Origin of the sequence: Mycobacterium shigaense (assembly GCF_002356315.1) — a bacterium.
Lineage (GTDB): Bacteria > Actinomycetota > Actinomycetes > Mycobacteriales > Mycobacteriaceae > Mycobacterium > Mycobacterium shigaense.
Genome location: NZ_AP018164.1, coordinates 4,762,127 through 4,788,063, shown reverse-complemented (window position 1 = coordinate 4,788,063; position 25,937 = coordinate 4,762,127). Strand labels below are relative to the sequence as shown.

The following is a 25,937-nucleotide window of genomic DNA, read 5'->3' as shown; positions in this document are numbered from 1 at the left end:
TATCTGCGCAGGAGGCGTGTTTTACTGGCACTAGAACACGTTGCAATTGAGGAGCGCACCTACATGGCACCCCCCAACATTCCCGTAGACTTCGACTTCCTTGACCCCGATGTCAACCTCGCCGGGCTGCCCGTCACGGAGCTCGCCGAGCTACGCAAGGCGGAGCCCATCCACTGGGTCGATATCCCCGGCGGTTCGGGTGGCTTCGAGGACAACGGCTACTGGATCGTCACCAAGCACGCAGACGTCAAAGAGATCTCCCGCCGCAGCGACATCTTCTCCAGCTGGCAAAACGGCGCCATCCCGACGTGGCCGCCGGAGATGAAGCGGGAGCAGGTCGAGCTGCAGCGCAGCGTCATGCTGAACATGGACGCACCGCACCACACCCGGCTGCGCAAGATCATTTCCCGCGGGTTCACGCCCCGGGCCATCGGGCGCCTGGAGGCCGAACTGGCCCAGCGCGCCGAGAACATCGCGAAGACCGCGGCCGCGGAGGGTAGCGGCGACTTCGTCGAGCAAGTGTCATGCGAGCTGCCCCTGCAGGCCATCGCCGGCTTGCTCGGTGTGCCGCAGGAGGACCGCGACAAGCTCTTCCGTTGGTCCAACGAGATGACCGGGGGCACCGACCCCGAGTACGCGACGGTCGATCCCGCGCAGTCGTCGATGGAACTGATCGCCTACGCGATGGCGATGGCGGTCGAGCGCACCGAGAACCCCACCGACGACATCGTCACCACGCTCGTCCAGGCCGACATCGACGGCGAGAAGCTCTCCGACGACGAGTTCGGTTTCTTCGTCGTCATGCTCGCGGTGGCGGGCAACGAGACCACGCGCAACTCGATCACCCACGGCATGATCGCGATGGCGAACAACCCGGATCAGTGGGAGCTGTTCAAGAAGGAGCGGCCGTCGACCACGGCTGACGAGATCATCCGTTGGGCCACGCCGGTATCGGCGTTCCAGCGCACCGCCAGCGAAGACGTCGAGCTGGGTGGTGTGCTGATCAAGAAAGGGCAGCGGGCCGTCATGTCCTACCGGTCGGCCAACTTCGACGAAGAGGTCTTCGACGACCCGCACTCCTTCAACATCCTGCGCGACCCGAATCCGCACGTGGGCTTCGGCGGCACCGGTGCGCACTACTGCATCGGGGCGAACCTGGCCCGCATGACCATCAATCTGATCTTCAACGCGGTCGCCGATCATATGCCGGACCTCAAACCGATCGGCGAGCCCGAGCGGCTGCGGTCCGGGTGGCTCAACGGCATCAAGCACTGGCAGGTGGACTACACGGGGAAGAGCGCGGTGAGGTCCTGATGGACTTCGATCTCACTGCGACGCAGCAAGCCGTCGCCGACGTGGCCACGTCGGTACTCGAAAGGGATTTGGGCTGGGACGCTTTGGTCAGCGGGGGCGTGACGGCGCTTGCGGTGCCCGAACGCCTCGGCGGTGACGGTGTGGGCCTGGCCGAGGTCGCCACGGTGCTGACCGAGGTCGGCCGCCGCGGTGCCATCACGCCGGCGTTGGCCACGCTGGGCTTCGGTGTGGTGCCGCTGGTCGATCTTGCCTCCGACGAACAGCAAGATCGGTTCCTGGCCGGTGTCGCCGAGGGCGGGGTGCTGACCGCGGCGCTCAACGAGCCCGGCTCGGCGCTGCCCGACCGGCCCGCCACCACGTTCGCCGGCGGGCGGTTGTCGGGCACCAAAGTCGCTGTGCCGTATGCCGAACAAGCGGATTGGATCGTCGTGACCGCAGACAGCGCGGTCGTCGTCGTATCGCCAAAGGCCGACGGCGTGGAGCTGGTTCGCACGCCGACATCGAACGGTTCCGACGAATACACGGTGACGTTCGCAGCGGTCGCGGTTCCCGACACCGACGTGCTCGCCCGCGCCACGGTGCGTCGCGTCAACGACCTGGCGCTGGCGGCGATCGGTGCCTTCACCGACGGGCTGGTGGCCGGGGCGCTGCGGCTGACGGCCGACTACGTGGCCGGGCGCAAGCAGTTCGGCAAGCCGCTGTCGACCTTCCAGACGGTGGCCGCGCAGCTGGCCCAGGTCTACATCGCGTCGCGCACCATCGATTTGGCGGCGAAGTCGGTGGTGTGGCGGCTATCCGAAGGCCGCGACGCCGACGGCGATCTCGATGTGCTCGGGTATTGGATCGCGTCGCAGGCCCCGCCGGTGATGCAGACCTGCCACCATTTGCACGGCGGCATGGGCATGGACATCACCTATCCGATGCACCGGTACTACTCCACGATCAAAGACCTGTCCCGCCTGCTGGGCGGACCTTCTCATCGCCTCGATCTGGTGGGAGCGCAATGTTCATAGACCTGACTCCCGAGCAGCGGCAGCTGCAGGCGGAGCTCCGCGAATACTTCTCGAATCTGATCACGCCCGAAGAGGCGAAGGCGATGGAGTCCGACCGCCACAACGAGGCCTACCGCGCGGTGATCCGGCGGATGGGCCAGGACGGCAAGCTCGGCGTCGGCTGGCCAAAGGAGTTCGGCGGCTTGGGCTTCGGCCCGATCGAACAGTCCATCTTCGTCAACGAGGCGCATCGCGCCGACGTACCGTTGCCCGCGGTGACGCTGCAGACGGTGGGCCCGACCCTGCAGCAGTTCGGCAGCGAGTTGCAGAAGAAGAAGTTCCTGCCTGCGATCCTTGCCGGTGAGGTGCACTTCGCGATCGGCTACAGCGAACCCGAGGCGGGTACCGACCTGGCATCGCTGCGGACGTCGGCCGTGCGTCAGGGCGACGAGTACATCGTCAACGGCCAGAAGATGTGGACCACCGGAGGCCACGACGCCGATTACATCTGGCTGGCCTGCCGCACCGACCCGGAAGCCGTGAAGCACAAGGGTATTTCGATCCTGATCGTCGACACCAAGGATCCCGGCTTCTCCTGGACACCGGTCATCCTCTCCGATGGCGCCCACCACACCAATGCGACCTACTACAACGACGTTCGCGTCCCGGCCGACATGCTTGTCGGCGAGGAGAACGGCGGCTGGCGGCTGATCACCACGCAACTCAACAACGAGCGGGTGATGCTGGGTCCGGCGGGCCGGACCGCCGGCATCTACGACCGGCTGCATGCTTGGGCGTCCAAGCCGGGCGGAAACGGGGTCACGCCGATCGACCACGAGGACGTCAAGCGCGCACTCGGCGAGATCTACTCGATGTGGCGTATCAACGAGCTGCTCAACTGGCAGGTGGCCGCCGCCGGCGAGGATATCAACGTCGCGGATGCCGCGTCGACGAAAGTCTTTGGAACCGAGAGCATTCAGCGTATCGGTCGACTGGCCGAAGAGATCGTCGGCAAATACGGCAACCCGGCCGAGTCGGACACCGCCGAGCTGCTCGACTGGCTCGACTCGCAGACCAAGCGCAATCTGGTGATCACCTTCGGTGGAGGCGTGAACGAAGTGATGCGCGAGATGATCGCTGCGGCCGGCCTCAACGTGCCGCGGGTGCCTCGATGACGGACGCGGACCGCATCAAGAAGGCCGTCGCCGAGATCACGTCCACCGTCGTAGCCGCGCCCCGCGTGGGCCGCGATCCGGTAAACCAGCCGATCGTCAACAACTGGGTCGAGGCGCTCGGCGACCGCAACCCGATCTATGTGGACGAGGCCGCGGCCCGGGCGGCCGGCCATCCCGGAATCGTCGCGCCGCCGGCCATGATTCAGGTGTGGACGATGTTCGGCCTGGGCGGGGAACGCCCGACCGACGATCCCATGGGCCCTATCATGGAGTTGTTCGACGGCGCCGGCTACGTCGGTGTGGTCGCCACCAACTGCGAGCAGACCTACCACCGGTATCTACGGCCCGGCGAGCGGGTGACCGTGCACTCCGAAATGCGTGACGTCGTCGGCCCCAAGCAGACGGCGCTCGGTGAGGGTTGGTTCATCAATCAGCACATCACATGGCGCGTGGGTGACGAGGATGTCGCCGAGATGGCATGGCGGATACTCAAATTCAAGCCGCGCGAGGCGCAAGCGGACCCGTCTTCGGTGCCGGAGGATCTGGATGCCGACGCCATGATGCGCCCCGCGGTGTCGCGCGACACCGCCTTCTTCTGGGAGGGTGTGGCGGCGCACGAGTTGCGCATCCAGCGGCGTCCCGACGGCAGCCTGCAGCACCCACCGGTGCCGGCGGTGTGGCAGGACAAAGAGCAGCCGATCGACTACGTGGTGGCCGGTGGGGCGGGCACGGTGTACAGCTTTGTGGTGCATCACGCGCCCAAGGTGCCCGGGCGCACGCTGCCTTTCGTCATCGCGCTGGTGGAACTCGAAGAGGGCGTCCGCATGCTGGGCGAGCTGCGGGGGGTGGACCCCGCTGCGGTGAAGATCGGAATGCCCGTCCGCGCAACCTTTATCGACTTTCCCGCCGGCGAGTCCGGACCCGAATGGACCCTCTACGCTTGGGAGCCCCAAGCATGAGCGCGCCCGCCATCGAAGTGGGCACAACGCTGCCCGAGCTCAAGATCGAAGGCACCCCGACCTTCATCATCTCCACGGCCATCGCCACCCGCGACTTCCAGGACGTGCACCACGACCGGGATCTGGCGCAGGCCAAGGGATCCAAGGACATCTTCGTCAACATCCTCACCGACACCGGGCTGGTGCAGCGCTTCCTGACCGACTGGGCGGGGCCGACGGCGTTGATCAAGTCGATCGGGCTGCGGCTGGGCGTGCCGTGGTACGCCTACGACACGATCACTTTCTCCGGTGAGGTGACGGCGGTGGAGGACGGTTTGATCACGGTGAAGGTGTTCGGCCGCAACAGTCTTGGCGACCACGTCATCGCGACCGCCACGCTCACGATTGGGGATGCTTGATGCTGTCGGGTAGGGCCGCCATCGTCGGTATTGGCGCTACCGACTTTTCGAAGAACTCCGGCCGAAGCGAGCTGCGGCTGGCGGCGGAGGCCGTTCTCGATGCGCTCGACGACGCGGGACTTTCGCCGTCGGACGTCGACGGGCTGACGACCTTCACGATGGACTCCAACAACGAGACCGCGGTGGCGCGGGCGACCGGCATCGGCGACCTGAGGTTCTTCGCCCAGACCGGTTACGGCGGGGGTGCGGCGTGCGGGACCGTCGCACATGCCGCGGCGGCCGTCGCAACCGGACTGGCGGACGTCGTGGTGGCCTACCGAGCGTTCAACGAACGTTCCGGCCAGCGCTTTGGTCAGGTGCAGACCCGACTGGTGGGAAATGCAGGCGTTCAAGCGGATTCGACGGCGGCGGATAATTCGTTCTCCTATCCGCACGGGCTGTCGACACCGGCCGCCCAGGTCGCGATGATCGCCCAGCGGTATATGCACTGGTCGGGCGCGACGAGCCGCGATTTCGGCGCCATCTCGGTCGCGGACCGCAAGCACGCCGCCAAGAACCCGAAGGCGTACTTCTACGAGAAGCCGATAACCATTGAGGACCATCAGAATTCGCGGTGGATCGCCGAACCGCTGCGGCTGCTGGATTGCTGTCAGGAGACCGACGGCGCGGTAGCCCTCGTGGTGACGTCGGTGGAGCGTGCGCGGGACCTCAAGCAGCGGCCGGCAGTCATCGAAGGAGCGGCGCAGGGTGCCAGTCCCGACCAGTACACGATGGTCAGCTACTACCGAGCCGAACTCGGTCTGCCGGAGATGGGCGTGGTCGGTCAGCAGCTCTGGCAGCAGTCCGGTCTCAAGCCGGCCGACATCCAGACCGCGATCCTCTACGACCACTTCACCCCCTTTACGCTGATTCAGTTGGAGGAGTTGGGATTCTGCGGCCGCGGCGAGGCTAAGGACTTCATCGCCGACGGTGCTGTCGAGGTGGGCGGCCGGCTACCGATCAACACGCACGGCGGCCAGCTCGGCGAGGCATACATCCACGGGATGAACGGAATCGCCGAGGGGGTGCGGCAGTTGCGGGGCACCTCCGTCAACCCCGTGCCCGACGTCGAGCACGTGGTCGTCACTGCCGGGACCGGCGTGCCCACGTCGGGATTGATCCTGGGCTGACGCTCTTCTGGTTCCGCAGTGCCGAGCGTGACGCTGCAGTCACGCAGCAGCCCGAACGTGACTGCAGCGTCACGTTCGAGGCGGCGTCGGTGGTCGCTGGCACACTGCCGCCATGGGGGAACCATTCATAGGCAGTGAGGCAGTGGCGGCGGGCACCGTGTCGCACAGCCAGCTGAGGCGCCACTTCACGCGGGTGTTCAGGGATGTCTACGTCGGCGAAGGTATAGAGCTGACTCCTGCGCTGCGGGCCCGAGCCGCATGGCTCTGGTCTCGACGCCGTGGAGTCATCGCCGGATTTTCAGCTGCAGCAGTGCGTGGCAGTAAGTGGGTCGACACGGCGCGGCCAATTGATCTCATTCACGACAACCGGCATTCGCTCCCGGGTCTGCAGATCTGGGGCGACCGGATTGATGGTGATGAATATGAGCTGCTGGACGGCGTTCCGGTGACCACCGCCGCTCGCACGGCGGTTGATCTAGCCTGCTGGTTTCCGACTACGACAGCGGTGGCCGGAATCGATGCTCTGGCCCGTGCGACCGACCTCAAGATGGCCGACGTTGACCTGCTGACGGCGCGATACCGGGGACGTCGGGGCCTGCAGCGTGCCCGTCTATCGCTGGACCTCGTCGACCCGGGCGCACAGTCACCGAAAGAGACCTGGTTGCGTCTCGTTCTGATGCAAGGACATCTGCCACGGCCGCAAACGCAAATTCCGGTACGCGACGAATTCGGCAACGCATTTGCGTATCTGGATATGGGCTGGGAGGACGTCAAAGTCGCCGTCGAGTACGACGGAGACCACCACCGCAACGATCGCTCCCAATTCGGTTGGGATGTCAGGCGATTGGAGAGGCTGCAACAGAGGGGCTGGATCGTGATCCGGGTCCTCTCCGGCGATCGGCCGGCCGACATTGTTCGCCGAGTCCGAGCGGCCCGCGCCCGCCGAGTGTGACGATGCAGTCACGCCGGAGTTCGACCGTGACTGTAGCGTCACGTTCGCCGCCGCCGCGGAGGCGCAGACGGCTAGGCTGGCACCAGCTCGACACCGGACAGCACCACGGCGTTGTCGCGCGACGGCGCGACCACGCCGGCCACGAAACGGCCGTCTTCTTTCCAGACGTTGACGCGCAACGTCTCCCCGGGATACGCGACACCCGCGAACCGAGCGCCGTACGCGGCCACCGCCCGGGCATCGCCATCCAGGAGCGCGTCGGTGATGGCCTTGCAGGTCATGCCGTAGGTGCACAGACCATGCAGGATCGGCTTCGGAAAGCCTGCGGCAGCGGCGAATTCGGGATCGGAATGCAGTGGATTGCGGTCGCCACACAGGCGATACAGCAGTGCCTGCTGCGGCAGGATCGGCACGTCGAGCTCGACGTCGGGCGCGCGCACCGGCGCCCCGTCCGAAGACGAAGGCCCACGGTTCCCGCCGAAGCCGCCCTCGCCGCGGGCGAAGATGGACCGACGCTGCGTCCACAGCACCGTGCCGTCGGGCGCGCTGGCCGTCGTCTCGCTCCAAATCACCGCGGCCTTGCCCTTGTCCCAGATGTCGGTGAACCGTGTGACGGCCGTGGCCGAACCCGACGGGGGCAGCGGCCCGGGCACCTCGATGCGCTCGCTGGCGTGCAGCACCTTGCTGAGCTCGATGTCGATGCCGGGAAACTGCACCGTGGGCGGCTTGGTCATGTGAAACGACGCTGCGACGTTGCCGAACGTCGGTAGGACCTGCGGGGTGTCGTCGACCAGGTAGCGCAACTCGCGGGGGTCCAGCGGGTCCACGCCGGCGCCCAGTCCGAGGTGGTAGAGCTGGATATCGCTGCTCGACCAAGAGAATTCGATCGGTTCCAGCTCAGCGGCCAGGGCGACTGCTACGTCGATCGGCATGTCACTTGTCTCCTGCGATATGCAGTGCGGCGAGGTATCCGAAGGTCATCGCCGGGCCGATGGTGCCGCCCGGCCCGGGGTAGGTGTGTCCCATCACCGGGGCGCTGACGTTACCCGCGGCGTAGAGGCCGTCGATGATGCTGCCGTCGTCACGCAGCGCCCGGCCGTGCACGTCGGTACGGATGCCGCCCTTGGTGCCGAGGTCGCCGGGCACCATCTTGGCGGCATAATACGGTGCGTGCGCCAGCTCGCCGAGGTTCGGATTGGGCTTGTTGGTGGGATCGCCGTAGTACTTGTCGTACGCGCTCTCGCCGCGGTGGTAGTCCTCGTCGACGCCGGAGCGGGCAAAGCCGTTGAATCGCGCCACCGTCGCGGTGAACTCCGCGACGGGCAGGCCGGCTTGCGTGGCAAGCTCCTCGAGGGTGTCCGCCTTGATGATGACGCCGGATTCCAGCCACTTGCGCGGGATGCGTTGTCCCGGCTGTAATCCCGCGAAGATGTAACGGTCGCGGTACTGCTGGTCGAACACCAGCCAGGCGGGTATGTTCTCGCCCGGACCGGGTCCCTGACCGTACTCGCCGCCGTACATGTGATGGCAGGCTTCGACGTAGGGCATCGATTCGTTCATGAACCGCTTGCCGGACATGTTGACGATGATCGAACCCGGCGAGTTGCGCTCCGATAGCGCGAACCATGGCGCGCCGACCAGCGGCACCGTCGGCCCCCACCAGGCGTCTTCCATCAAATCCAGTGCGGCACCTAGCTTTTCGCCCGCGACGATACCGTCGCCCGTGTTGGCCTTGGCCCCGACGGTCCATTCGGTGGTGATGGGCGCGCGCTGATACTTCACCCGCATCTGCTCGTTGTGCTCGAAGCCGCCCGATGCCAGTATCACGCCGCGCCGCGCGCGGATCAGTTGCGGCTCAGCCGGTTCCGCCGCACCAGTGTCCTGCACGTACACGCCGCACACTACGCCGTCTTCGACGTATAGATCTGTCAAAGCAGTGTTCAGCTGGACCGGAACGCCAGCCTGCTGTAACCCGATGCGCAGCGGGCCGATCAGCGCCCGGCCCATGCCGACGAGGTTCTTACCCGTCGCCTTCGCCCACATGGTGCGGGCGCCGACCTTCAGGCTGCGCAACACTCCCCGCGGGTGCCGCTTCAGCATGTTCAGTCGCACGTAGTCCTGCTGCATCACAACCACGTTCAGTGGCACCTTGCCATACGCGGGTTCGAGTCCGGCTTCGTCTTGACCGAGCTTGCGGGCGTTGAACGGCTTGGGCTCGATTGAGCGACCGGCCGCGCGACCGCCCGGCGCCTCGGGGTAGTAGTCGGAGTAGCGCGGCACCCAGCACATCTTCAGCGGAGTATTCCGAAGCACGAACGACAGCATCTCTGGACCGCGGTCGAGGTAGGTGTCGATGCGCTCCGGCGGGACGACGTCGCCGACGATCGTGTGCAGATATGTGCGGGCCGCTTCGGCGGTGTCGCGCACGCGGTCGCGCTTGAGCACCTCGTTGTTTGGAATCCAGACGCCGCCGCCCGACCGCGCAGTGGAGCCGCCGAAATGCGGAGCCTTCTCTATGACTAATGTCGATAGGCCTCGGTGCGCGGCGGTAAGGGCAGCAACCATCCCGGCTCCGCCGCTTCCGACCACGACGACGTCATACTCCTGCGCTGTCATGTAGAACACGTTATAGAATTGCCCGGGCTGGGCGCTACTGGCCCGGTCAAAAGGACGAGGGGACTTCGGTAAATGCTCAGTGTTGCGACTCGCGACGAGCTGGCAGCCGAGTTGGCGCAGGCCGAACGGAGCCGTGAGCCGATGGCTCCGCTCACCTCTGCTCATCCGGATATCGACGTCGTCGACGCCTACGAGATCCAACTGATCAACATTCGCCAGCGGGTCGCCGAGGGCGCCCGCGTGCTGGGCCACAAAGTCGGCCTGTCCAGCAAGGCGATGCAGCAGATGATGGGAGTCGACGAGCCGGACTACGGCCATCTGCTCGACGAGATGCAGGTCTTCGAGGACGTACCGGTGCAGACGAAGCGCTACCTGTACCCGCGGGTGGAGGTCGAGGTGGGTTTCATCTTGGCCGAGGACCTGCCGGGGTCCGGCTGCACCGAGGACGACGTGCTGGCGGCCACCGAGGCGCTGGTCCCGTCCATCGAGTTGATCGACACCAGGATCACCGACTGGAAGATCGCTCTGTGCGACACCATCGCCGACAACGCCTCCTCGGCGGGATTCGTGTTGGGTGAGGCGCGGGTATCGCCGGCCGACGTCGACGTGAAGGCGATCGACGCCGTGCTGACCCGCAATGGTGAGGTGATTGCCGAGGGCCGCAGCGACGCGGTGCTGGGCAATCCCGTGACCGCAGTCGCCTGGTTGGCCCGCAAGGTGGAGAGCTTCGGCGTCCGCCTGCGAAAAGGCGACGTCGTTCTTCCCGGATCGTGCACCCGAGCGATAGATGCACGCCCCGGCGATGAGTTCGTTGCCGAATTCGCAGGCCTCGGTTCAGTTCGGTTGTCCTTCGAATAGGCTCGGATTATTTTTGAATCAGTTGATTTAACGCTTCGAAAAAGGAGCATGGTGTCGTCTAGGGCGAGTGTGGCTATTGTCGGGTCGGGGAATATTAGTACCGATCTGTTGTATAAGTTGTTGCGGTCGGAGTGGTTGGAGCCGCGCTGGATGGTGGGGATTGATCCAGCCAGTGAGGGGTTGGCGCGGGCGCGCAGGTTGGGTTTGGAGACCACGCATGAGGGTGTGGAGTGGTTGTTGGCCCAGTCCGAGAAGCCTGATCTGGTTTTTGAGGCGACGAGTGCTTATGTGCATCGGGATGCCGCGCCGAGGTATGAGGCTGCGGGGATTCGGGCGATTGATTTGACGCCGGCGGCGGTGGGTCCGGCGGTGATTCCGCCGGCGAATCTGCGTCAGCATTTGGATGCGCCCAATGTCAATATGATCACCTGCGGTGGGCAGGCGACGATCCCGATCGTCTACGCGGTATCGAGGACCGTTGAGGTGGCGTATGCCGAGATCGTGGCGTCGGTGTCGTCGGTGTCGGCGGGTCCGGGTACGCGGGCCAATATCGATGAGTTCACCAAGACGACGAGTAAGGGTGTGGAGACCATCGGTGGGGCTAGGCGCGGTAAGGCGATCATTATTTTGAATCCGGCTGATCCGCCGATGATTATGCGTGACACCATCTTTTGCGCGATTCCCGAGGATGCTGACCGCGACGCGATTACGCGATCGATCAAGGAGGTGGTCGCTGAGGTGCAGAGTTATGTGCCGGGGTATCGGTTGCTTAATGAGCCGCAGTTCGATGAGCCGTCGGTGGTTAATGGTGGTCACCATGTGGTGACGACGTTCGTCGAGGTGGAGGGCGCCGGGGATTACTTGCCGCCGTATGCCGGCAATCTGGACATCATGACCGCGGCGGCGACCAAGGTGGGCGAGGAGATCGCCAAAGAGTCCTTGTCGGCAACGGCGCCGGGAGCGCAGGCATGAGTATCGACGGCATTTTCTTTGACCCGGTGTGGGATGTGCGGATGACCGATACGTCGTTGCGTGATGGCAGCCATCACAAGCGTCACCAGTTCAGCGCCGACGAGGTGGCTGCGATCGTGGCGGCGTTGGATGCGGCGGGGGTGCCGGTGATCGAGGTGACTCATGGTGACGGGTTGGGCGGGTCGTCGTTCAACTACGGTTTTTCTAAGACTCCTGAGCAGGAGTTGATCAAGCTGGCTGCGCAGACGGCGAAAGACGCCAAGATCGCTTTTTTGATGTTGCCCGGCGTGGGCACTAAGGAAGATATCAAAGAGGCGCAGGACAACGGCGGGTCGATTTGTCGGATCGCGACGCATTGCACCGAGGCTGATGTGTCGATTCAGCATTTCGGGTTGGCCCGTGAGCTGGGTTTGGAGACTGTCGGGTTTTTGATGATGGCGCACACCATTGCCCCGGAGAAGCTGGCTGCTCAGGCCCGGATCATGGCTGATGCTGGTTGCCAGTGTGTGTATGTCGTGGATTCGGCCGGGGCCTTGGTGCTGGACGGGGTGGCTGATCGGGTGTCGGCGTTGGTGGCCGAGCTTGGTGAGGACGCGCAGGTGGGGTTCCACGGGCATGAGAACCTCGGGTTGGGGGTGGCCAATTCGGTGGAGGCGGTGCGTGCGGGTGCCAAGCAGATCGATGGCAGCGTGCGCCGTTTTGGGGCGGGTGCGGGTAACGCGCCGGTCGAGGCTTTGATCGGGGTGTTCGACAAGATCGGTGTTAAGACTGGTATTGATTTCTTCGATATCGCCGATGCCGCCGAAGATGTGGTGCGCCCGGCCATGCCCGCTGAGTGTGTGCTCGACCGCAACGCGCTCATCATGGGTTACTCCGGGGTGTACTCGAGCTTCCTCAAGCATGCGGTTCGCCAGGGTCAGCGCTACGGTGTGCCGGCTCATGAGCTGCTGCACCGGGCCGGGCAGCGCAAGTTGATCGGCGGCCAAGAAGACCAGCTCATCGACATCGCACTGGAAATCAAACACGAGCAGGAAAACAGCCCAGCACAAGCACACTGACCCCAACCACAGCCCCCACAAACACTACGTGGGTAGCGTGGCGCGTATGAGCACATCCACTACAGGCGACGTCCGCCTTCGCGGCCTGTACGGCCTGCTCGCCGGGGGGTTACTCGCCGCGACCGCCGCGACGGTGATCGCGCTGCCCGTGGCGAGCGCGGCGCCCTGCAATAAGACCGTCGGGGACTCCGTTAACACATACCTACAGCGGCACCCTGACCTGCATCAGCAGCTGCAGGCCAGGTCCCAGGCGGAGGGCGACGGGCCCAACGCCATCGATTACCTGAATCGGCATCCCGATGTGCGGCAGCATCTGATCGACCTGTCGCAGCAGTGCGCGCCTTAGCGAGCGGGCCTCGTTGGTAAACGCCGCGGACGACGCGCGGGAACGTTCGCCATTGACGAAAAAGTAGAACACGTTCTAGCGTCTAGGCGTGTTCTCTGATCCTCTCACCGCCGCCATCGCCGAGGCCGAGCAATTGGTGGCCACCGCGCCGTTCATCGAGACCGAAGCCGACCTGCTCGAAGGACTGCAGTACTTAGCCGGCTGCATCTCGGGCTGCATCCACTTGGCCGTCGACTACGACCGCGATCATCCCTTCCTGCAGTCGGGTACCGGCCCGTTCACCAAGATGGGCCTGGACAACCCCGACACCCTGTACTTCGGTACTCGCGTGCACGCCAACCGCGAGTACGTCGTCACCGGCCGGCGCGGCACCACCACCGACCTGAGCTTCCAGCTGCTCGGCGGCGAGTACACCGACGACTTCGTGCCGGTCAGTCAGGCCGCGTTCGACGACCGGGAACTCGAGATCGCGCCCGACGGCAGCTTCGAGTGGCGGGTGACGCCGGCCAGTCCCGGGCAGTTGGTGATCCGCGAGGTCTACGGTGACTGGGCGGCGCAGCGCGGCACGCTGGCGATCGCGCGAACCGACACCGCGGGCACCGCGCCGCCGCCGTTGACACGCGCGCTCATCGAAAAGCGTTACGCCACAGCGGGGAAGCAGCTTGTTCAGCGGGTGAAAACCTGGCTGCAATTCCCGCAGTGGTTCTATCTCGACCTTCCGGTCAACACGCTGACGGCGCCGCGGCTGACCCCGGGCGGGCTGGCCACGCAGTACTCGTCGGTCGGGCACTTCGACCTGCGGTCGGATCAAGCGTTGGTGATCACCATCCCGGTTTCTGACGCGCCCTATCTCGGCTTCCAGTTGGGCAGCCTGTGGTACATCTCGTTGGACTACATCAACCACCAGACCTCGCTGAACAACACTCAGGCGCAAGCGGATCCCGACGGCAAGGTGCGCATAGTGGTTGCCGACCAGAGCCCGGGAGTGACCAACTGGGTCGAGACACTCGGTCATCGGCGCGGGTTCCTGCAGTTCCGTTGGCAACGGGTGTCGCGTGAGCTCAGCGAGGCCGATGGTCCGACCGCCGAGCTCGTCGACATCGACAAGGTAGCGGCCACGTTGCCCTACTTCGAACACAACAAAATCTCCGATGACGACTGGCGCGCCCGAATTGCGCTGCGTCACAAACAAATTCAGGCAAGGATGCTGGGATGACGAAGTTGCTCGACGGCAAGGTAGTGGTGATCAGCGGCGTCGGCCCCGGTCTCGGCACGACGCTGGCCCACCGATGCACGCGAGAGGGTGCCGACCTGGTGCTGGCCGCCCGCACCCCGGAGCGTCTCGACGACGTCGCTAAGCAGATTGCCGACCTCGGCGGCCGCGCGACGACGGTGCGCACCGACATCACCGAAGACGACCAGGTGAGCAACCTCGTCGATGCGACGCTGGAGGCCTACGGCAAGGTCGACGTGCTGATCAACAACGCCTTCCGGGTGCCGTCGTTGAAACCTTTCTCGGGAACCAGCTTTCAGCATATCCGCGATGCGATCGAACTCAGTGCGCTCGGCGCGCTGCGGCTAATCCAGGGCTTCACGCCGGCGCTGGCCGCCGTAAAGGGCTCCATTGTCAACGTCAACTCCATGGTGCTGAGGCACTCGCAGGCGAAGTACGGCGCCTACAAGATGGCCAAATCTGCGCTGCTGTCCATGTCGCATTCGCTGGCCACCGAACTGGGAGAGCAAGGTATCCGGGTCAATTCCGTTGCTCCGGGGTATATCTGGGGCGAGACGCTGCAGGGCTACTTCAACCATCAGGCCGGTAAGTACGGCACCACAGCCGAGCAGATCTACGCGGCCACCGCGGCCGGCTCCGACCTGAAGCGGTTGCCCACCGAGGACGAGGTGGCCTCGGCGATTCTCTTCATGGCCAGCGACCTGTCCAGTGGTATCACCGGGCAGACCCTGGACGTCAACTGCGGGGAGTACCACACCTAATGGCGCAGCGCACAGACGTCGGAACCGTCGAGGACTTGCACGCATCGGCCACCAAGCTGGTCGGGCTCGACGACTTCGGCGTCGACGACGACAACTACCGCGAGGCGCTGGGGGTGCTGCTGGAGTCCTACCGGCGCGACGCGGGCCTGACTCCGTTGGGCAGCAAGATGAATCGGTTCTTTTTGCGCGGCGCGCTGGTCGCCAGGCTGTTCTCCGAGTCTGCCTGGAAGCAATACCCGCAGCACGCCGACGTCGCGATCGAGCGGCCGATTTTCGTCACCGGGCTGCCGCGCACCGGCACCACGATCCTGCACCGCCTGCTGGGCGCGGACCCGGTCCATCAGGGCCTGCACCTGTGGCTGGCCGAGTTCCCGCAGCCGCGGCCGCCGCGCGACACCTGGGACTCGAATCCGTGGTACAGCCAGCTGAACGCGCAGTTCGACAAGGCGCACGCGGAGAACCCGGAGTACACCGGGCTGCATTTCATGGCCGCCTACGAGCTGGAGGAGTGCTGGCAGCTGCTGCGGCAGTCGCTGCATTCGGTGTCGTATGAGACGCTGTCGCATCTGCCGACGTACTCGAAGTGGCTCTCTCAGCAGGACTGGACGCCGTCCTATCAGCGGCACCGGCGCAACCTGCAGCTGATCGGGCTCAACGATGCCGAAAAGCGTTGGGTGCTCAAGAATCCCAGCCACCTGTTCGCCCTGGACGCCTTGATGGCAACCTACCCCGACGCGTTGGTGATCCAGACCCATCGGCCGGTCGAGACGATCATGGCGTCGATGTGTTCGCTGGCGCAGCACACCGCCGAGGGGTGGTCGACTATCTTCTCGGGCGCCGAGATCGGTGCCGACGCAATGGAAACCTGGTCGCGCGGCCTGCAGCAGTTCAACACCGCACGCGCCAAGTACGATCCGGATCAGTTCTATGACGTCGATTATCGCGACCTGATCGACGATCCGCTGGGAACGGTCGCCAACGTGTACCGGCATTTCGGCATGACGTTGACCGATGAGGCGCGAAAGGCCATGGAGGACAGCCACGCCGAGAGTCAGACTGGCGCCCGGGCCCCGAAGCACAAGTATTCGCTGGCCGACTACGGACTCACCGCGGAAGAGGTCAAGGAGCGATTCGCCGGGCTGTGAGCGGCGGGTCAGCCGTCTTCCGGACGCTCCAGATAGCCCTCCGCGACCGCATGTTCGATGCTGTCGGACAGGCGCGGGCAGGACTTGACGCGCGCGGTGTCCCCGCCCGCCTCACGGACCTCGGTGAAGTGCGCGCAGCGCTGCCAGGCGTCGGTATTCCATTGCACCGCAGTGTGTCCCGGGCCGAGCCTCCGCACGGTCACCGTGGCGTGGCAGAACCGGCAATCCACCGGGAGTAGCCCCGACGTCAGGTAGCGTTCGCGGTCGGCGCGGCTGGCTTCGGCCACCGCCGCGGCGCGCTGCGGATCGTTGCTGAAATCCCTTGACTTCGACCACATTCCGGAGCCGCCGTTGGGTGCGGGCGGCTCATCGTGATCGTGATGATCACCATGCAGCGCCAGCATCGAGCGGGCGAGCCGATCGACGTCGGGAACGTCCGGCCGATCGTCGGGCATGACTACGAGTGTTGTTCAGCCGGGACGTCGCCGGAAACCGGTTCGGCATCTTCGGATTCGGAATCCTTGGCCTTCAGATTCTCTTCGACCTCGGCGTTCCAGTACTCATTGGCGCGGGTGGTGTCCACCTCGATCTCGAAGCGCTCCACCATCTCCGGCTCGACGTCGGCGACGTCGACGTAGAACTGCTGATACCAGCGGCGCAGTTGGTACACGGCGCCGTCCTCCTCGACCAGCAACGGGTTGTCGATGCGGGTCTTGTGCCTCCAGATCTCGACGTCCTGCAGAAAGCCCTTGCTGACGCCCTCGGTGAAAACCCTGGACAGTTTGTCGGTCATCTTCTCGTCCATGCCCTTGGGCTTTTCGACGATCACGCCCCATTGCAGCACAAACGAGTTCTGGGTCACCGGGTAGTGGCAGTTGATCAGAATCGATTCGGCCTTGTAACCGCCGTAGCTGTTGTGCAGCCAGTTGATCATGAACGACGGACCGAAGTAGGACGCTTCGGAATCCAGGTGCGCCTCGCCGTAGGAGGTGCCCAGGTCGTTCACATCGGGCCGGCCGACGTTGTGCAGGTACTGCGAGGCAACGTGGCCCTCGAAGACGTTCTTGAAGTACGTCGGCAACCCGAAGTGGATGTAGAAGAAGTGCGCCATGTCGGTGACGTTGTCGATGATGTCGCGGCAGTTCGACCCCTCGATGAGGATGCTGTTCCACCGCCACTCGGTCCATTCGTCACTGTGCGCCTGCGGGATATCGGGAATGCGCACGGCAGGATCCGGCGGGTTGTTCTCGTGGTCGTGCCAGACGAACAGCAGACCGCCGCGGATGTCGGTGGTCCACGACCGGGTGCGGGCTGTCTTGGGTGTGCGCTTGGCGTAGGGCACCAGCTTGCAGCGACCGTCGCCGCCCCAGCGCCAGTCGTGGAACGGGCAGGCGACCTCGTCGCCCTTGACGGTGCCCATGGACAGGTCACCGCCCATGTGGCGGCAGTAACCGTCGAGCACCTTGACGTCGCCTTGTGAGTCGGCGAAAACCACCAACTTGGTCCCGAACGCCTCGATCGAATGCGGCTTGCCGTCCTGGAAGCCCTTCGCGACGCCCAGGCAGTGCCAGCCCCGGGCGTACCTGGTCGGCAAGGCGCCGGGATCGATCTCCCGGATGCCGACCGCTTTGGTGTCGGTACTCAACCTATTACCTCCAATAACTAGCCTCTAACTAGAACACGTTACAGTTTTGGGGCGGGGCCGCGCAACGACAGCAGGTCTAGCTGCGTTGTCCTGGGGGTGCTTCACGCTGCGGTATATCTAGACGATGCCACTGTTTGCTTTCGAGGGCCGCGCGCCGCGGATCGATCCGACCGCGTTCGTGGCCCCGACCGCGACGCTGATCGGCGACGTCACCGTGGAGGCGGGCGCGTCGGTGTGGTTCAACGCCGTGCTGCGCGGCGACTATGGGCCGATCGTCGTGCGCGAAGGCGCCAACGTCCAGGACGGGTCGGTGCTGCATGCCCCGCCCGGTATCCCCGTCGACATCGGTCCGGGCGCCACGGTGGCCCACATGTGCGTCATCCACGGAGTGCACGTCGGGCCCGAGGCGTTGGTCGCCAACCACGCCACCGTGCTCGATGGCGCGGTGATCGGCGCGCGCAGCCTCGTCGCCGCGCACTCGCTGGTGACGGCCGGCACCCAGATCCCGGCCGGAGTCCTGGTGGTCGGGGCGCCGGCGCAGATCAAGGGCCCGATCGCCGGCACGGGCGCCGAGATGTGGGTCAACGTGAACCCGCAGGCCTACCGCGACCTGGCGCAGCGGCACCTGGTCGGTCTGGAGCCGCTTTAGACCTTCACCGTGTTCGCCAAGGCGCGGTCGACTTCCCAATACGCGCGCAGGGCGAGCATCTGGCCCTCGTCATCGGCCTTGTAGATGAACACGCCTTCGGCTGTGGTCTGATACTCGCCCGTCGTGATGAGGATGTGCCCGACGTTGGCTTCCTCGTTGCCGCATTCGTAGGTGTCGCGGAAGAAGAATTCGATCTTCGTGGTGGGGGCGATGGCCTTGTCCCAGAACGCCGAGATCGCGTCGCGGCCGCGGTGCCCTCTGCCCTCCGGGTCGAAGGGCGACGGCCCGATGGGGTTCTCGACGATAGCGTCGTCGGCGAACACCGCCAGCCACGCCTCCTTGTCCCTTGCGATGACCGCCGCCCGGGAGCGCTGGCCGGCCTCGTGCGCGAGACGGGTGGTCACGCGTTCACCTTTTCCGGTTTGTCGGCGCCGACCACCCACATGGAGTAGTACTGCGAGCCGCCGCCGTAGGCGTGCCCCAAGGCTTTTCGCGCGTTAGGCACCTGGTGGTCGCCACCCTTGCCCATCACCTGGATGGCCGACTCCGCGAAGCGGATCAGGCCCGAAGCGCCGATCGGGTTCGACGACAGCACGCCACCGGAGGGGTTCACCGGGAGCCGTCCGCCGATCTTGGTTTCGCCGGCTTCGGTGAGCTTCCAGCCCTCGCCTTCGGGAGCAAACCCTAGGTTTTCCAACCACATTGGTTCGAACCAGGAGAATGGCACGTAGATCTCGGCCGCGTCGATCTCGTCGATCGGGCTCGTGATGCCGGCGGCCTTCCACAGCGCCGCGGCCGCGTCGCGCCCGGCCTGTGGGCTGACCTGGTCGCGACCCGAGAATTGCAACGGCTCGGTGCGCAGCGCCGTCGCGTGTATCCACGCCACCGGATGTCCTTGCGCCACTAGAGCATCGGCGATCTCCTCGTTGCCGATCACGACTGCGGCCGCGCCGTCGGACGACGGGCATGTTTCGTCGTAGCGGATCGGGTCCCACAGCATGGGTGACTCCATCACCTTTTCCACGGTGATGTCCGGCTGGTGCAGGTGAGCCAGCGGATTGCGGGCCCCGTTGAGCCGGTCCTTGACCGCGACGATGGCGCCGATGTTCAATGGTGCGCCCGAGCGACGGATGTAGGACCGCACGTGCGGGGCGAAATAGCCGCCGGCGCCCGCGCCGACGGGCTTGATGAACGGGATCGGAATCGACAACGCCCACATGGCATTTGATTCCGACTGCTTCTCCCACGCCATCGCCAGCACGCGGCGGTACTTGCCGGACTGGACCAGGCTGGCCGCCACCACCGCGGTGGAACCGCCGACCGAACCCGCGGTGTGCACCCGGATCAGCGGCTTACCGGTGGCGCCCATGGCGTCGGCCATGAACAGCTCAGGCATCATGACGCCCTCGAAGAAGTCCGGTGCCTTGCCGACTACGACCGCATCGATGTCGTCGAACGTGCTACCGGAATCCTCCAGTGCGCGGTCGATCGCCTCGCGCACCAGGCCGTTCATCGAAACGTCCTTGCGCTTGGCTACGTACTTGGTCTGCCCGGTACCCAGTACCGCGGCAAGGTGTGCTCCCGCGCCGGCCATCAGTTCTTCCCTTCCAGGACCGCGACCAGGTTCTGTTGCAGCGCAGGCCCGCTGGTGGCATGCGCGAGTACCCGCTGCGCTGACCCGTTCCAGATGTGTTGTGACGCCAGCCCGATCCGCTCCAAACCGGCGACGAACATTGGGTTGGCCGCCAGCGCACCGCCGGACGGATTCACCTTCGTCGACCCCGGAAGCCCGATCGCCTCCGCGAGGATCAGGTGCTGGTGGCTGAAGGGCGCGTGAATCTCGGCCACCTCGATGCCTCCGGTGCTGCCGCCGGTGGCCGCCTTGGCCGAAGCCGCGGTCGACGACGACACGGTGAGGTCACGCGCGCCGAGCACGGGGGTTTCGATGCGGTGCTCGATTCCGGTTATCCAGGCTGGGTTTTCGCGCAACTCGCGAGCCCGGTCGTCGGCAGCGAGCACGATCGCGGCCGCCCCGTCGGTGATCGGTGCGATGTCGTGGCGGCGCAGCGGATCGGCGAAGAACGGCCGTTCCAGCAGTTCGTCGATGCTCTTGGCCGGCTTCACCGAGTCGTTGCGCCCGGACTGGGCGAACGAGTCGAGGGCGACCTGGGCCATCTGCTGGACCGACCACTTGCCGCTGTCCAGCCCGATGCGGGCTTGCAGGCCGGCCAGCGACACCGAGTCCGGCCACAGCGGCGCGACGGTGTACGGGTCGGTCTGGCGCGACAGCACCTGCCGCAGGATGCCGGCCGACGACTTGCCGAAGCCGTAGACCAGCGCGGTGTCGACCTCACCGGTCAGGATCTTGATGTAGGCCTCGTAAAGCGCCCAGGCGGCGTCCATTTCGACGTGCGACTCGTTGATCGGCGGAACGGCCCCGATCGAGTCGATTGCCGAAATAAACGAAAATGCACGTCCGGCAAGGTAATCGGAGGATCCTGAACACCAGAAGCCGATGTCGGTCCTGGAGATGCCCAGCTCCTCGTACAGCTGGCCAAAGCACGGGATCAACATCTCGACGCCGTTGGTGGTGCCGTCGGTGTGGCGGACATGCGGGGCGTGGGCAAAGCCGACGACCGCAACATTGCGTTCGCTCATGTGCAGATAGGCCTTTACAGGTGGTGGCGGTAGGTGTCGTACTCGGCGTCCGGCTCACCGGTCGGCCGGAAGTACTCGATGTTGTCGATGCCAAAACCCCACTCCTCGCGGGGTTTCCACACGGCTTCCACGCGCATGCCCATCCGCACCTCGTGCGCGTCGATGTCGGCGACAAGATGCAGGAACGGGATGTCGGCGCCGTCGAGCAGCACGTAGGCCGCCACATAGGGCGGCTTGATGCGCTGCCCCTGGAATGGGATGTTGATGATCGCGAACGTCGTCACCGTGCCCTTGTCGGGCAATTCGACGAATTCGGTCGTCGGCTGGCCGGTGGCCGGGTCGGCGCCATGCGGCGGGAAGTAGACCTTGCCGGTCTTGCCCGTCTTGGCGCCCAGCAGCTTGCCTTCGGCGATGGCCCGCAAATAGGCGCTCTCTTCATGCGAGGCGGTGTGCTGGATCGTCAGCGAGACCGGGGTGACGATCATCGTGACGGGGTCCTGGTCGCTTGGCGGACCCTCGGGCTCGGCGTCCTCGCCGAGTGCGAAATACGCGATGTCGGTGATGGCTCCGATCGTCTCGTCGGCCCAGTGCACATGCACCCGCGCGCCGGTCTTGATCTTGTCGGGTTCGCCGGCGTCGACGACGTGGATCAGCGGAGTGTCGGCGTCGTCGAGCTTGATCAGCGCCCACGCGAACGGCCGGTCGAGCGGCTCGCCGCCCAACGGCTCGGGCTGCCAGGTCCAGGAAACGACGGTGCCGACCGCCGACACCGGTACCATCTCGCCCAGCGGTTCGTAGGTAACCGGGTCGTATTCCGCGGGTGGCACATGCACCCGGCCATCCGATCCGCGCACCCCCAGGACGCGGCGCTCACGCAGGGCGGTGAAGAACTTGCCCAGCGTGGGACCGACTGAACGGGTGTAGTCGAACGCCAGGGTTAACGGCGCTGAGAGAGGCGGCTCAGAGTGATCGATAGTGGTCGGGCCGCTCGAAGTGGCTGTCACGACATCGAGTAGAACAGGTTCTAAGAACCGTTTCAATATCGGGTTGTGGTCGGGTCCGTTCTGGCCGGGAAAGGCGGAGAAATGAAGCTGGGTTTGCAACTCGGATACTGGGGCGCTCAGCCGCCGGAGAACCACGCGGAGCTTGTCGCCGCGGCCGAGGCAACCGGATTCGACGCCGTATTCACCGCCGAGGCGTGGGGATCGGATGCCTACACACCGCTGGCCTGGCTGGGTTCGTCGACGCAGCGGGTGCGGCTGGGCACGTCGGTCGTGCAGCTGTCCGCGCGCACTCCGACCGCGTGCGCGATGGCCGCGCTGACGCTGGATCACCTGTCGGGCGGCCGGCACATCCTCGGCCTCGGGGTGTCCGGGCCCCAGGTGGTGGAGGGCTGGTACGGCCAGAGGTTCCCCAAGCCGCTGGCCCGGACCCGCGAATACATCGACGTCCTGCGGCAGGTGTGGGCGCGTGAGAAGCCGGTGACCAGCGACGGCCCGCACTACCCGCTGCCGCTGACGGGCGAGGGTACGACGGGATTGGGCAAGCCGCTCAAGCCGATCACGCATCCGCTGCGCGCCGACATCCCGATCATGCTGGGCGCCGAGGGCCCCAAGAACGTCGCGCTGGCCGCCGAGCTCTGCGACGGCTGGCTGCCCATTTTCTACACGCCGCGGATGGCCGACACCTACAACGAGTGGCTCGACGAGGGTTTCGCCCGCCCCGGCGCGCGGCGCAGCCGCGATGATTTCGAGATCTGCGCGACGGCCAACATCGTCATCACCGAGGACCGTCCCGCCGCGTTCGCTGCCATGAAGCCCTACATCGCGCTGTACATGGGCGGGATGGGCGCCGAGGACACCAACTTCCACGCCGACGTCTACCGCCGGATGGGTTACTCCGAAGTGGTCGACGACGTCACCAAGTTGTTCCGCAGCAACCAGAAGGACAAGGCGGCCGAGATCATCCCCGATGAGGTCATCGACGACGCCGCGATCGTCGGCGATCTCGACTACGTCCGTAAGCAGATCAAGGCATGGGAGGCCGCCGGCGTCACCATGATGGTGGTGTCTGGCCGCAACACCGAGCAGGTCCGCGAGCTCGCCACCCTTGTCTAGACGGTTCTTGCCACTTGTCTAGAACGCGTTCTAGATTGACCGGATGACCGTGTCGCAGCACACCATCGCGGGGGCCGTTCTCACCATGCCGGTGCGGATCCGTCAGGCGAACCAGCACATGGCGATGTTCTCGGTGGACGCCGACGTCGCCCAGCACCTGATCGACTACAGCGGCTTGCAGGTCTGCCGGTACCTGCCCGGCCGCGCGATCGCGGTCTTGATGCTGATGCACTACATCGACGGCGACCTCGGCCAGTACTACGAATTCGGCACCAGCATCATGGTCAACCCGCCCGGTTCGACGGCCACCGGTCCACGCGCCCTGGGTTCGGCCGGCGCCTTCATCCACCACCTGCCCGTCGACCAGGCCTTCACGCTGGAGGCCGGAACCAAAATCTGGGGCTACCCGAAACTCATGGCGGACTTCACGATTCGCGAGGGCCGCGAGTTCGGGTTCGACTGCGCGATAGACGGGCAACTGGTGATCAGCATGGACTTCCGGCGCGGCCTACCGATTCGGCTGACGCCGCGCCACCAAGCGCAGCGCAGCTATTCCCACCGCGACGGCATCACCCGCGAGACCGCCTTCGAGCACACGCTGGACGGGGTGCGGACGCGGCTCGGCGGGGTCCGCGTCCGGCTGGGCGACCACGCTTTCGCCAGAGAGCTTGCGTCGCTGGGCCTGCCGAAGCGTGCGATGGTTTCCAGCTCGGCTGACCAGGTACAGATGACATTCGGCGACGCCCAGGAGATCTCATGACCCTTCCCGATCTGCAGACCAAACCCGACGTCGACCTGACCGACGGCGCCTTCTACGCAGGCGATTCCCGGCCCGTCTACAAGTGGATGCGCGAGAACGAGCCGGTCTTCCGAGACCGCAACGGGCTGGCCGCGGCCTCGACGTATCAGTCCGTCATCGACGCCGAGCGCAACCCGGAGCTGTTCTCCAACGCCGGCGGCATCCGGCCTGACCAGCCGGGCGTCGAGATGATGATCGAGATGGACGATCCGCAACATCTGTTGCGCCGCAAGCTCGTCAATTACGGGTTCACCCGCAAGCGGGTGAAGAACCTCGAGGCCTCGATCACCTCGCTGTGCGACACGCTGATCGACGCGGTGTGCGAGCGCGGCGAGTGCGACTTCGTCTGGGACCTGGCCGCCCCGCTCCCGATGGCGGTCATCGGCGACATGCTCGGCGTGCGCCCCGAGGAACGCGCGATGTTCCTCAAGTGGTCCGACGACCTGGTCAGCTCCCTGAGCAGCACCGCCGCCGAGGCGGACGTCCAGGTGACGATGGAGGCCTTCGCCACCTACAGCCAGTACATGATGAGCATGATCGAGGAACGCAAAAAGCAGGCGACCGACGACCTGGTCAGCGTTCTCGTGCACGCGGAGGTCGAAGGGGCGCGCCTAGAGGACCACCAGATCGTCACCGAGGTGCTGCTGCTGCTGATCGGCGGCGACGAGACCACCCGCCACACGCTGTCCGGCGGAACCCGTCAGCTGCTGCTGCACCCCCACCAGCACCAGCGCCTGGTGAGCGATCTGAGCTTGCTACCCAACGCAATTGAAGAGATGCTGCGCTGGACCGCGCCGGTGAAGAACATGGCGCGCACGATCACCGCCGACACCGACTTCCACGGCACGCAGTTGCACGCGGGCGAGAAGATGATCCTGCTGTTCGAGTCGGCGAACTTCGACGAGAAGGTCTTCGACGAGCCGGAGAGCTTCAACATCGAGCGCTACCCGAACAACCACCTCGCGTTCGGTTTCGGTACGCACTTCTGTCTGGGCAATCAGCTCGCCCGCTTGGAGTTGTCGATCATGCAGACGCGGTTGCTGCAACGCCTGCCGGACATGCGGCTGGCCCTGGGCGACGTCGCGCTGCCGCTGCGGCCGGCGAACTTCGTGTCCGGCCTCGAGAAGATGCCGGTGGCGTTCACCCCGACCGCGCCAATCAACTAACCCGCTGCGCCGAGCGTGTACTGACTGCGAGATTCACGCGGATCTGCCGCGCTGAGTGCACGTTCGGCGGGCCCAGGCTGAGGCCAACCGAGCCAGGATGCCGCCCCGTGTGTCCTCCGCGGTGACGCGGACGACGATCCAGTCGAGGTCGGCCAGCGCTTCGTAGCGGGCGATGTCCCGGTTGAATTGTCGTCGATCGGTGCGGTGATGATCGCCCTCGTGCTCTAAGGCGACTTTGACGTCCTCCCAGCCCATGTCGAGCATCGCCACCGGTTCGCCGTATTGGCCGTAAACGGGGACTTGAGTCCGCGGCCGCGGATGACCGGCGTCGATGAGCAGCAGCCGCAGCCAGCTCTCGCGGGGTGATTCGGCTCCGGAGTCGACAAGGGATAACGCGAGGCGGGCACGCCTGATGCCGCGGCGTCCTCGGTAACGCTCGCCCAGCAACTCGACCTTAAGCACCTCGAGATCGGTTGCGCGAGCGAGTGCGTCGATGGCCGCGACCGCCTTGACGACGGGATAGCGGCATGCGAGGTCGAGCGCGGTCCGCGCCGGCCTCGTTACCGTAGTGCCGGCGATGAGTGTCATCTCGTCCTCAGCGACCAGATCCGACCACGTACTGATGCCACTTGGCGGGCGGCGATAGTCGTAGAGCAACTCCGCGGATGCGCGATCGTCAACCCACTTGGCGCCTTGCAGTGCGGCCGCGCAGTTTCCGGCCACGATGCCGCGGCGCCGCGACCATAGTCATGCGGCGTGGGCGCGGAGCCGAGCGGTGAGCTCGGTGCCGGCCGGCAGATAGACGGCGGGGTGGATGGCGACGAAACGGCTGCGCAGCGCGTGCGGTGTCACGCTGCCGGATGCAACGGCCTCACTTCCAATGAATGGTCCCATGGTGGGGGAGTGTCGCCCGTGGCACTGACACGGGCATTGAGGCGCACACCGAGCGTGCAC

At 65.5% G+C, this 25,937-nt stretch carries 26 protein-coding genes and 1 pseudogene; 18 read left to right on the top strand and 9 right to left on the bottom strand.

The genetic code is table 11. The features are described 5' to 3' along the window. Positions 1–63: 63 nt before the first annotated feature. The 7 genes from MSG_RS22500 to MSG_RS22470 all read left to right on the top strand — a co-directional run bounded on the left by MSG_RS22500 (position 64) and on the right by MSG_RS22470 (position 6,959). Complete coding sequence (locus MSG_RS22500; RefSeq protein ID WP_096443166.1) at positions 64–1,314, top strand: cytochrome P450; 1,251 nt, start codon at positions 64–66, stop codon at positions 1,312–1,314. Then, positions 1,314–2,327, top strand: a complete 1,014-nt coding sequence (locus MSG_RS22495) for an acyl-CoA dehydrogenase family protein (RefSeq protein ID WP_096443164.1) — start codon at positions 1,314–1,316, stop codon at positions 2,325–2,327. The genes MSG_RS22500 and MSG_RS22495 overlap by 1 nt, the downstream gene beginning before the upstream one ends. Continuing rightward, positions 2,318–3,481, top strand: coding sequence for an acyl-CoA dehydrogenase FadE29 (fadE29, locus tag MSG_RS22490; protein ID WP_096443162.1), 1,164 nt, complete (start codon positions 2,318–2,320; stop codon positions 3,479–3,481). Before MSG_RS22495 ends, fadE29 begins: the two co-directional genes overlap by 10 nt. Continuing rightward, entirely contained in the window at positions 3,478–4,440 is a 963-nt protein-coding gene (locus MSG_RS22485) for a bifunctional MaoC family dehydratase N-terminal/OB-fold nucleic acid binding domain-containing protein (RefSeq protein ID WP_096443159.1), read from the top strand. The genes fadE29 and MSG_RS22485 overlap by 4 nt, the downstream gene beginning before the upstream one ends. Continuing rightward, complete coding sequence (locus MSG_RS22480; protein WP_096443157.1) at positions 4,437–4,838, top strand: MaoC family dehydratase; 402 nt, start codon at positions 4,437–4,439, stop codon at positions 4,836–4,838. Before MSG_RS22485 ends, MSG_RS22480 begins: the two co-directional genes overlap by 4 nt. Then, on the top strand, positions 4,838–6,007 hold the full coding sequence (locus tag MSG_RS22475) for a lipid-transfer protein (RefSeq protein ID WP_096443155.1): 1,170 nt from the start codon (positions 4,838–4,840) through the stop codon (positions 6,005–6,007). The genes MSG_RS22480 and MSG_RS22475 overlap by 1 nt, the downstream gene beginning before the upstream one ends. Before the next feature lie 112 nt (positions 6,008–6,119). Beyond that, complete coding sequence (locus MSG_RS22470) at positions 6,120–6,959, top strand: hypothetical protein (protein WP_096443153.1); 840 nt, start codon at positions 6,120–6,122, stop codon at positions 6,957–6,959. Positions 6,960–7,030: 71 nt separating this feature from the next. Here the strand turns inward: MSG_RS22470 and MSG_RS22465 are convergent, their stop codons facing one another. Both MSG_RS22465 and kstD read right to left on the bottom strand, forming a co-directional pair. Beyond that, on the bottom strand, positions 7,031–7,891 hold the full coding sequence (locus tag MSG_RS22465) for a MaoC/PaaZ C-terminal domain-containing protein (protein WP_096443151.1): 861 nt from the start codon (positions 7,889–7,891) through the stop codon (positions 7,031–7,033). Position 7,892: 1 nt separating this feature from the next. After that, positions 7,893–9,575: a 3-oxosteroid 1-dehydrogenase gene (gene kstD / locus MSG_RS22460; RefSeq protein ID WP_096444733.1), complete on the bottom strand. Its 1,683-nt coding sequence runs from the start codon at positions 9,573–9,575 to the stop codon at positions 7,893–7,895. Between the two features lie 72 nt (positions 9,576–9,647). Here kstD and MSG_RS22455 point away from each other — a divergent pair, with 72 nt between their 5' ends. From MSG_RS22455 to MSG_RS22425, 7 genes are all read left to right on the top strand, one after another. Then, positions 9,648–10,433 carry a 2-keto-4-pentenoate hydratase gene (locus tag MSG_RS22455; RefSeq protein ID WP_096443150.1) on the top strand — a complete coding sequence of 262 codons (786 nt, stop codon included), beginning with the start codon at positions 9,648–9,650 and terminating at the stop codon, positions 10,431–10,433. A gap of 51 nt (positions 10,434–10,484) precedes the next feature. Next, positions 10,485–11,405, top strand: a complete 921-nt coding sequence (locus MSG_RS22450) for an acetaldehyde dehydrogenase (acetylating) (protein ID WP_162899329.1) — start codon at positions 10,485–10,487, stop codon at positions 11,403–11,405. Then, positions 11,402–12,463, top strand: coding sequence for a 4-hydroxy-2-oxovalerate aldolase (dmpG, locus tag MSG_RS22445; protein ID WP_096443146.1), 1,062 nt, complete (start codon positions 11,402–11,404; stop codon positions 12,461–12,463). The genes MSG_RS22450 and dmpG overlap by 4 nt, the downstream gene beginning before the upstream one ends. A gap of 46 nt (positions 12,464–12,509) precedes the next feature. Beyond that, the gene (locus tag MSG_RS22440) at positions 12,510–12,809 is read left to right on the top strand and encodes a hypothetical protein (protein ID WP_096444732.1); all 300 of its coding nucleotides are present in this window, start codon (positions 12,510–12,512) and stop codon (positions 12,807–12,809) included. Positions 12,810–12,897: 88 nt separating this feature from the next. Further along, entirely contained in the window at positions 12,898–14,025 is a 1,128-nt protein-coding gene (locus tag MSG_RS22435) for a hypothetical protein (protein WP_096443144.1), read from the top strand. Beyond that, a complete protein-coding gene (locus MSG_RS22430) occupies positions 14,022–14,804 on the top strand; it encodes an SDR family oxidoreductase (protein ID WP_096443142.1) in 783 nt (260 codons plus the stop codon). The genes MSG_RS22435 and MSG_RS22430 overlap by 4 nt, the downstream gene beginning before the upstream one ends. Then, positions 14,804–15,949, top strand: coding sequence for a sulfotransferase family protein (locus tag MSG_RS22425; protein WP_096443140.1), 1,146 nt, complete (start codon positions 14,804–14,806; stop codon positions 15,947–15,949). The genes MSG_RS22430 and MSG_RS22425 overlap by 1 nt, the downstream gene beginning before the upstream one ends. A gap of 8 nt (positions 15,950–15,957) precedes the next feature. Here the strand turns inward: MSG_RS22425 and MSG_RS22420 are convergent, their stop codons facing one another. Beyond that, on the bottom strand, positions 15,958–16,404 hold the full coding sequence (locus MSG_RS22420) for a hypothetical protein (RefSeq protein WP_096443138.1): 447 nt from the start codon (positions 16,402–16,404) through the stop codon (positions 15,958–15,960). Between the two features lie 2 nt (positions 16,405–16,406). Further along, the gene (locus MSG_RS22415) at positions 16,407–17,594 is read right to left on the bottom strand and encodes a Rieske 2Fe-2S domain-containing protein (protein ID WP_096443137.1); all 1,188 of its coding nucleotides are present in this window, start codon (positions 17,592–17,594) and stop codon (positions 16,407–16,409) included. Between the two features lie 124 nt (positions 17,595–17,718). On the opposite strand from MSG_RS22415, the gene MSG_RS22410 reads away from it, so the two are divergent. Further along, positions 17,719–18,243: a gamma carbonic anhydrase family protein gene (locus MSG_RS22410; RefSeq protein ID WP_096443135.1), complete on the top strand. Its 525-nt coding sequence runs from the start codon at positions 17,719–17,721 to the stop codon at positions 18,241–18,243. Here MSG_RS22410 and MSG_RS22405 read toward each other — a convergent pair. From MSG_RS22405 to MSG_RS22390, 4 genes are read right to left on the bottom strand one after another with little or no spacing between them, the layout of a single operon-like run. After that, positions 18,240–18,647 carry a nuclear transport factor 2 family protein gene (locus tag MSG_RS22405; protein WP_096443133.1) on the bottom strand — a complete coding sequence of 136 codons (408 nt, stop codon included), beginning with the start codon at positions 18,645–18,647 and terminating at the stop codon, positions 18,240–18,242. The genes MSG_RS22410 and MSG_RS22405 overlap by 4 nt on opposite strands. After that, entirely contained in the window at positions 18,644–19,837 is a 1,194-nt protein-coding gene (locus MSG_RS22400; protein ID WP_096443132.1) for a thiolase domain-containing protein, read from the bottom strand. The genes MSG_RS22405 and MSG_RS22400 overlap by 4 nt, the downstream gene beginning before the upstream one ends. After that, positions 19,837–20,901: a thiolase domain-containing protein gene (locus MSG_RS22395; protein WP_096443130.1), complete on the bottom strand. Its 1,065-nt coding sequence runs from the start codon at positions 20,899–20,901 to the stop codon at positions 19,837–19,839. The genes MSG_RS22400 and MSG_RS22395 overlap by 1 nt, the downstream gene beginning before the upstream one ends. Positions 20,902–20,915: 14 nt before the next feature. Further along, positions 20,916–21,905: a Zn-ribbon domain-containing OB-fold protein gene (locus MSG_RS22390; protein ID WP_096443128.1), complete on the bottom strand. Its 990-nt coding sequence runs from the start codon at positions 21,903–21,905 to the stop codon at positions 20,916–20,918. Between the two features lie 81 nt (positions 21,906–21,986). Between MSG_RS22390 and MSG_RS22385 the strand changes: the two genes are divergently transcribed. The 3 genes from MSG_RS22385 to MSG_RS22375 are packed head-to-tail and all read left to right on the top strand — an operon-like array spanning position 21,987 to position 24,983. Continuing rightward, positions 21,987–23,018: an LLM class F420-dependent oxidoreductase gene (locus MSG_RS22385; protein WP_096443126.1), complete on the top strand. Its 1,032-nt coding sequence runs from the start codon at positions 21,987–21,989 to the stop codon at positions 23,016–23,018. 43 nt (positions 23,019–23,061) lie between these two features. Next, positions 23,062–23,778 carry an acetoacetate decarboxylase family protein gene (locus tag MSG_RS22380; protein ID WP_096443124.1) on the top strand — a complete coding sequence of 239 codons (717 nt, stop codon included), beginning with the start codon at positions 23,062–23,064 and terminating at the stop codon, positions 23,776–23,778. Between the two features lie 11 nt (positions 23,779–23,789). Beyond that, complete coding sequence (locus MSG_RS22375; protein ID WP_170063202.1) at positions 23,790–24,983, top strand: cytochrome P450; 1,194 nt, start codon at positions 23,790–23,792, stop codon at positions 24,981–24,983. 33 nt (positions 24,984–25,016) lie between these two features. Here MSG_RS22375 and MSG_RS22370 read toward each other — a convergent pair. After that, positions 25,017–25,877 (bottom strand): annotated as a pseudogene (locus tag MSG_RS22370) (hypothetical protein). Between the last annotated feature and the right edge of the window lie 60 nt (positions 25,878–25,937).

Excerpts from the sequence above, each read along its gene's own strand:
- MSG_RS22500 (WP_096443166.1), top strand. The coding sequence starts at position 64 with ATGGCACCCCCCAACATTCCCGTAGACTTCGACTTCCTTGACCCCGAT.
- MSG_RS22495 (WP_096443164.1), top strand. The coding sequence starts at position 1,314 with ATGGACTTCGATCTCACTGCGACGCAGCAAGCCGTCGCCGACGTGGCC.
- fadE29 (WP_096443162.1), top strand. The coding sequence starts at position 2,318 with ATGTTCATAGACCTGACTCCCGAGCAGCGGCAGCTGCAGGCGGAGCTC.
- MSG_RS22485 (WP_096443159.1), top strand. The coding sequence starts at position 3,478 with ATGACGGACGCGGACCGCATCAAGAAGGCCGTCGCCGAGATCACGTCC.
- MSG_RS22480 (WP_096443157.1), top strand. The coding sequence starts at position 4,437 with ATGAGCGCGCCCGCCATCGAAGTGGGCACAACGCTGCCCGAGCTCAAG.
- MSG_RS22475 (WP_096443155.1), top strand. The coding sequence starts at position 4,838 with ATGCTGTCGGGTAGGGCCGCCATCGTCGGTATTGGCGCTACCGACTTT.
- MSG_RS22470 (WP_096443153.1), top strand. The coding sequence starts at position 6,120 with ATGGGGGAACCATTCATAGGCAGTGAGGCAGTGGCGGCGGGCACCGTG.
- MSG_RS22465 (WP_096443151.1), bottom strand. The coding sequence starts at position 7,891 with ATGCCGATCGACGTAGCAGTCGCCCTGGCCGCTGAGCTGGAACCGATC.
- kstD (WP_096444733.1), bottom strand. The coding sequence starts at position 9,575 with ATGACAGCGCAGGAGTATGACGTCGTCGTGGTCGGAAGCGGCGGAGCC.
- MSG_RS22455 (WP_096443150.1), top strand. The coding sequence starts at position 9,648 with ATGCTCAGTGTTGCGACTCGCGACGAGCTGGCAGCCGAGTTGGCGCAG.
- dmpG (WP_096443146.1), top strand. The coding sequence starts at position 11,402 with ATGAGTATCGACGGCATTTTCTTTGACCCGGTGTGGGATGTGCGGATG.
- MSG_RS22440 (WP_096444732.1), top strand. The coding sequence starts at position 12,510 with ATGAGCACATCCACTACAGGCGACGTCCGCCTTCGCGGCCTGTACGGC.
- MSG_RS22430 (WP_096443142.1), top strand. The coding sequence starts at position 14,022 with ATGACGAAGTTGCTCGACGGCAAGGTAGTGGTGATCAGCGGCGTCGGC.
- MSG_RS22425 (WP_096443140.1), top strand. The coding sequence starts at position 14,804 with ATGGCGCAGCGCACAGACGTCGGAACCGTCGAGGACTTGCACGCATCG.
- MSG_RS22420 (WP_096443138.1), bottom strand. The coding sequence starts at position 16,404 with ATGCCCGACGATCGGCCGGACGTTCCCGACGTCGATCGGCTCGCCCGC.
- MSG_RS22410 (WP_096443135.1), top strand. The coding sequence starts at position 17,719 with ATGCCACTGTTTGCTTTCGAGGGCCGCGCGCCGCGGATCGATCCGACC.
- MSG_RS22400 (WP_096443132.1), bottom strand. The coding sequence starts at position 19,837 with ATGGCCGGCGCGGGAGCACACCTTGCCGCGGTACTGGGTACCGGGCAG.
- MSG_RS22395 (WP_096443130.1), bottom strand. The coding sequence starts at position 20,901 with ATGAGCGAACGCAATGTTGCGGTCGTCGGCTTTGCCCACGCCCCGCAT.
- MSG_RS22385 (WP_096443126.1), top strand. The coding sequence starts at position 21,987 with ATGAAGCTGGGTTTGCAACTCGGATACTGGGGCGCTCAGCCGCCGGAG.
- MSG_RS22380 (WP_096443124.1), top strand. The coding sequence starts at position 23,062 with ATGACCGTGTCGCAGCACACCATCGCGGGGGCCGTTCTCACCATGCCG.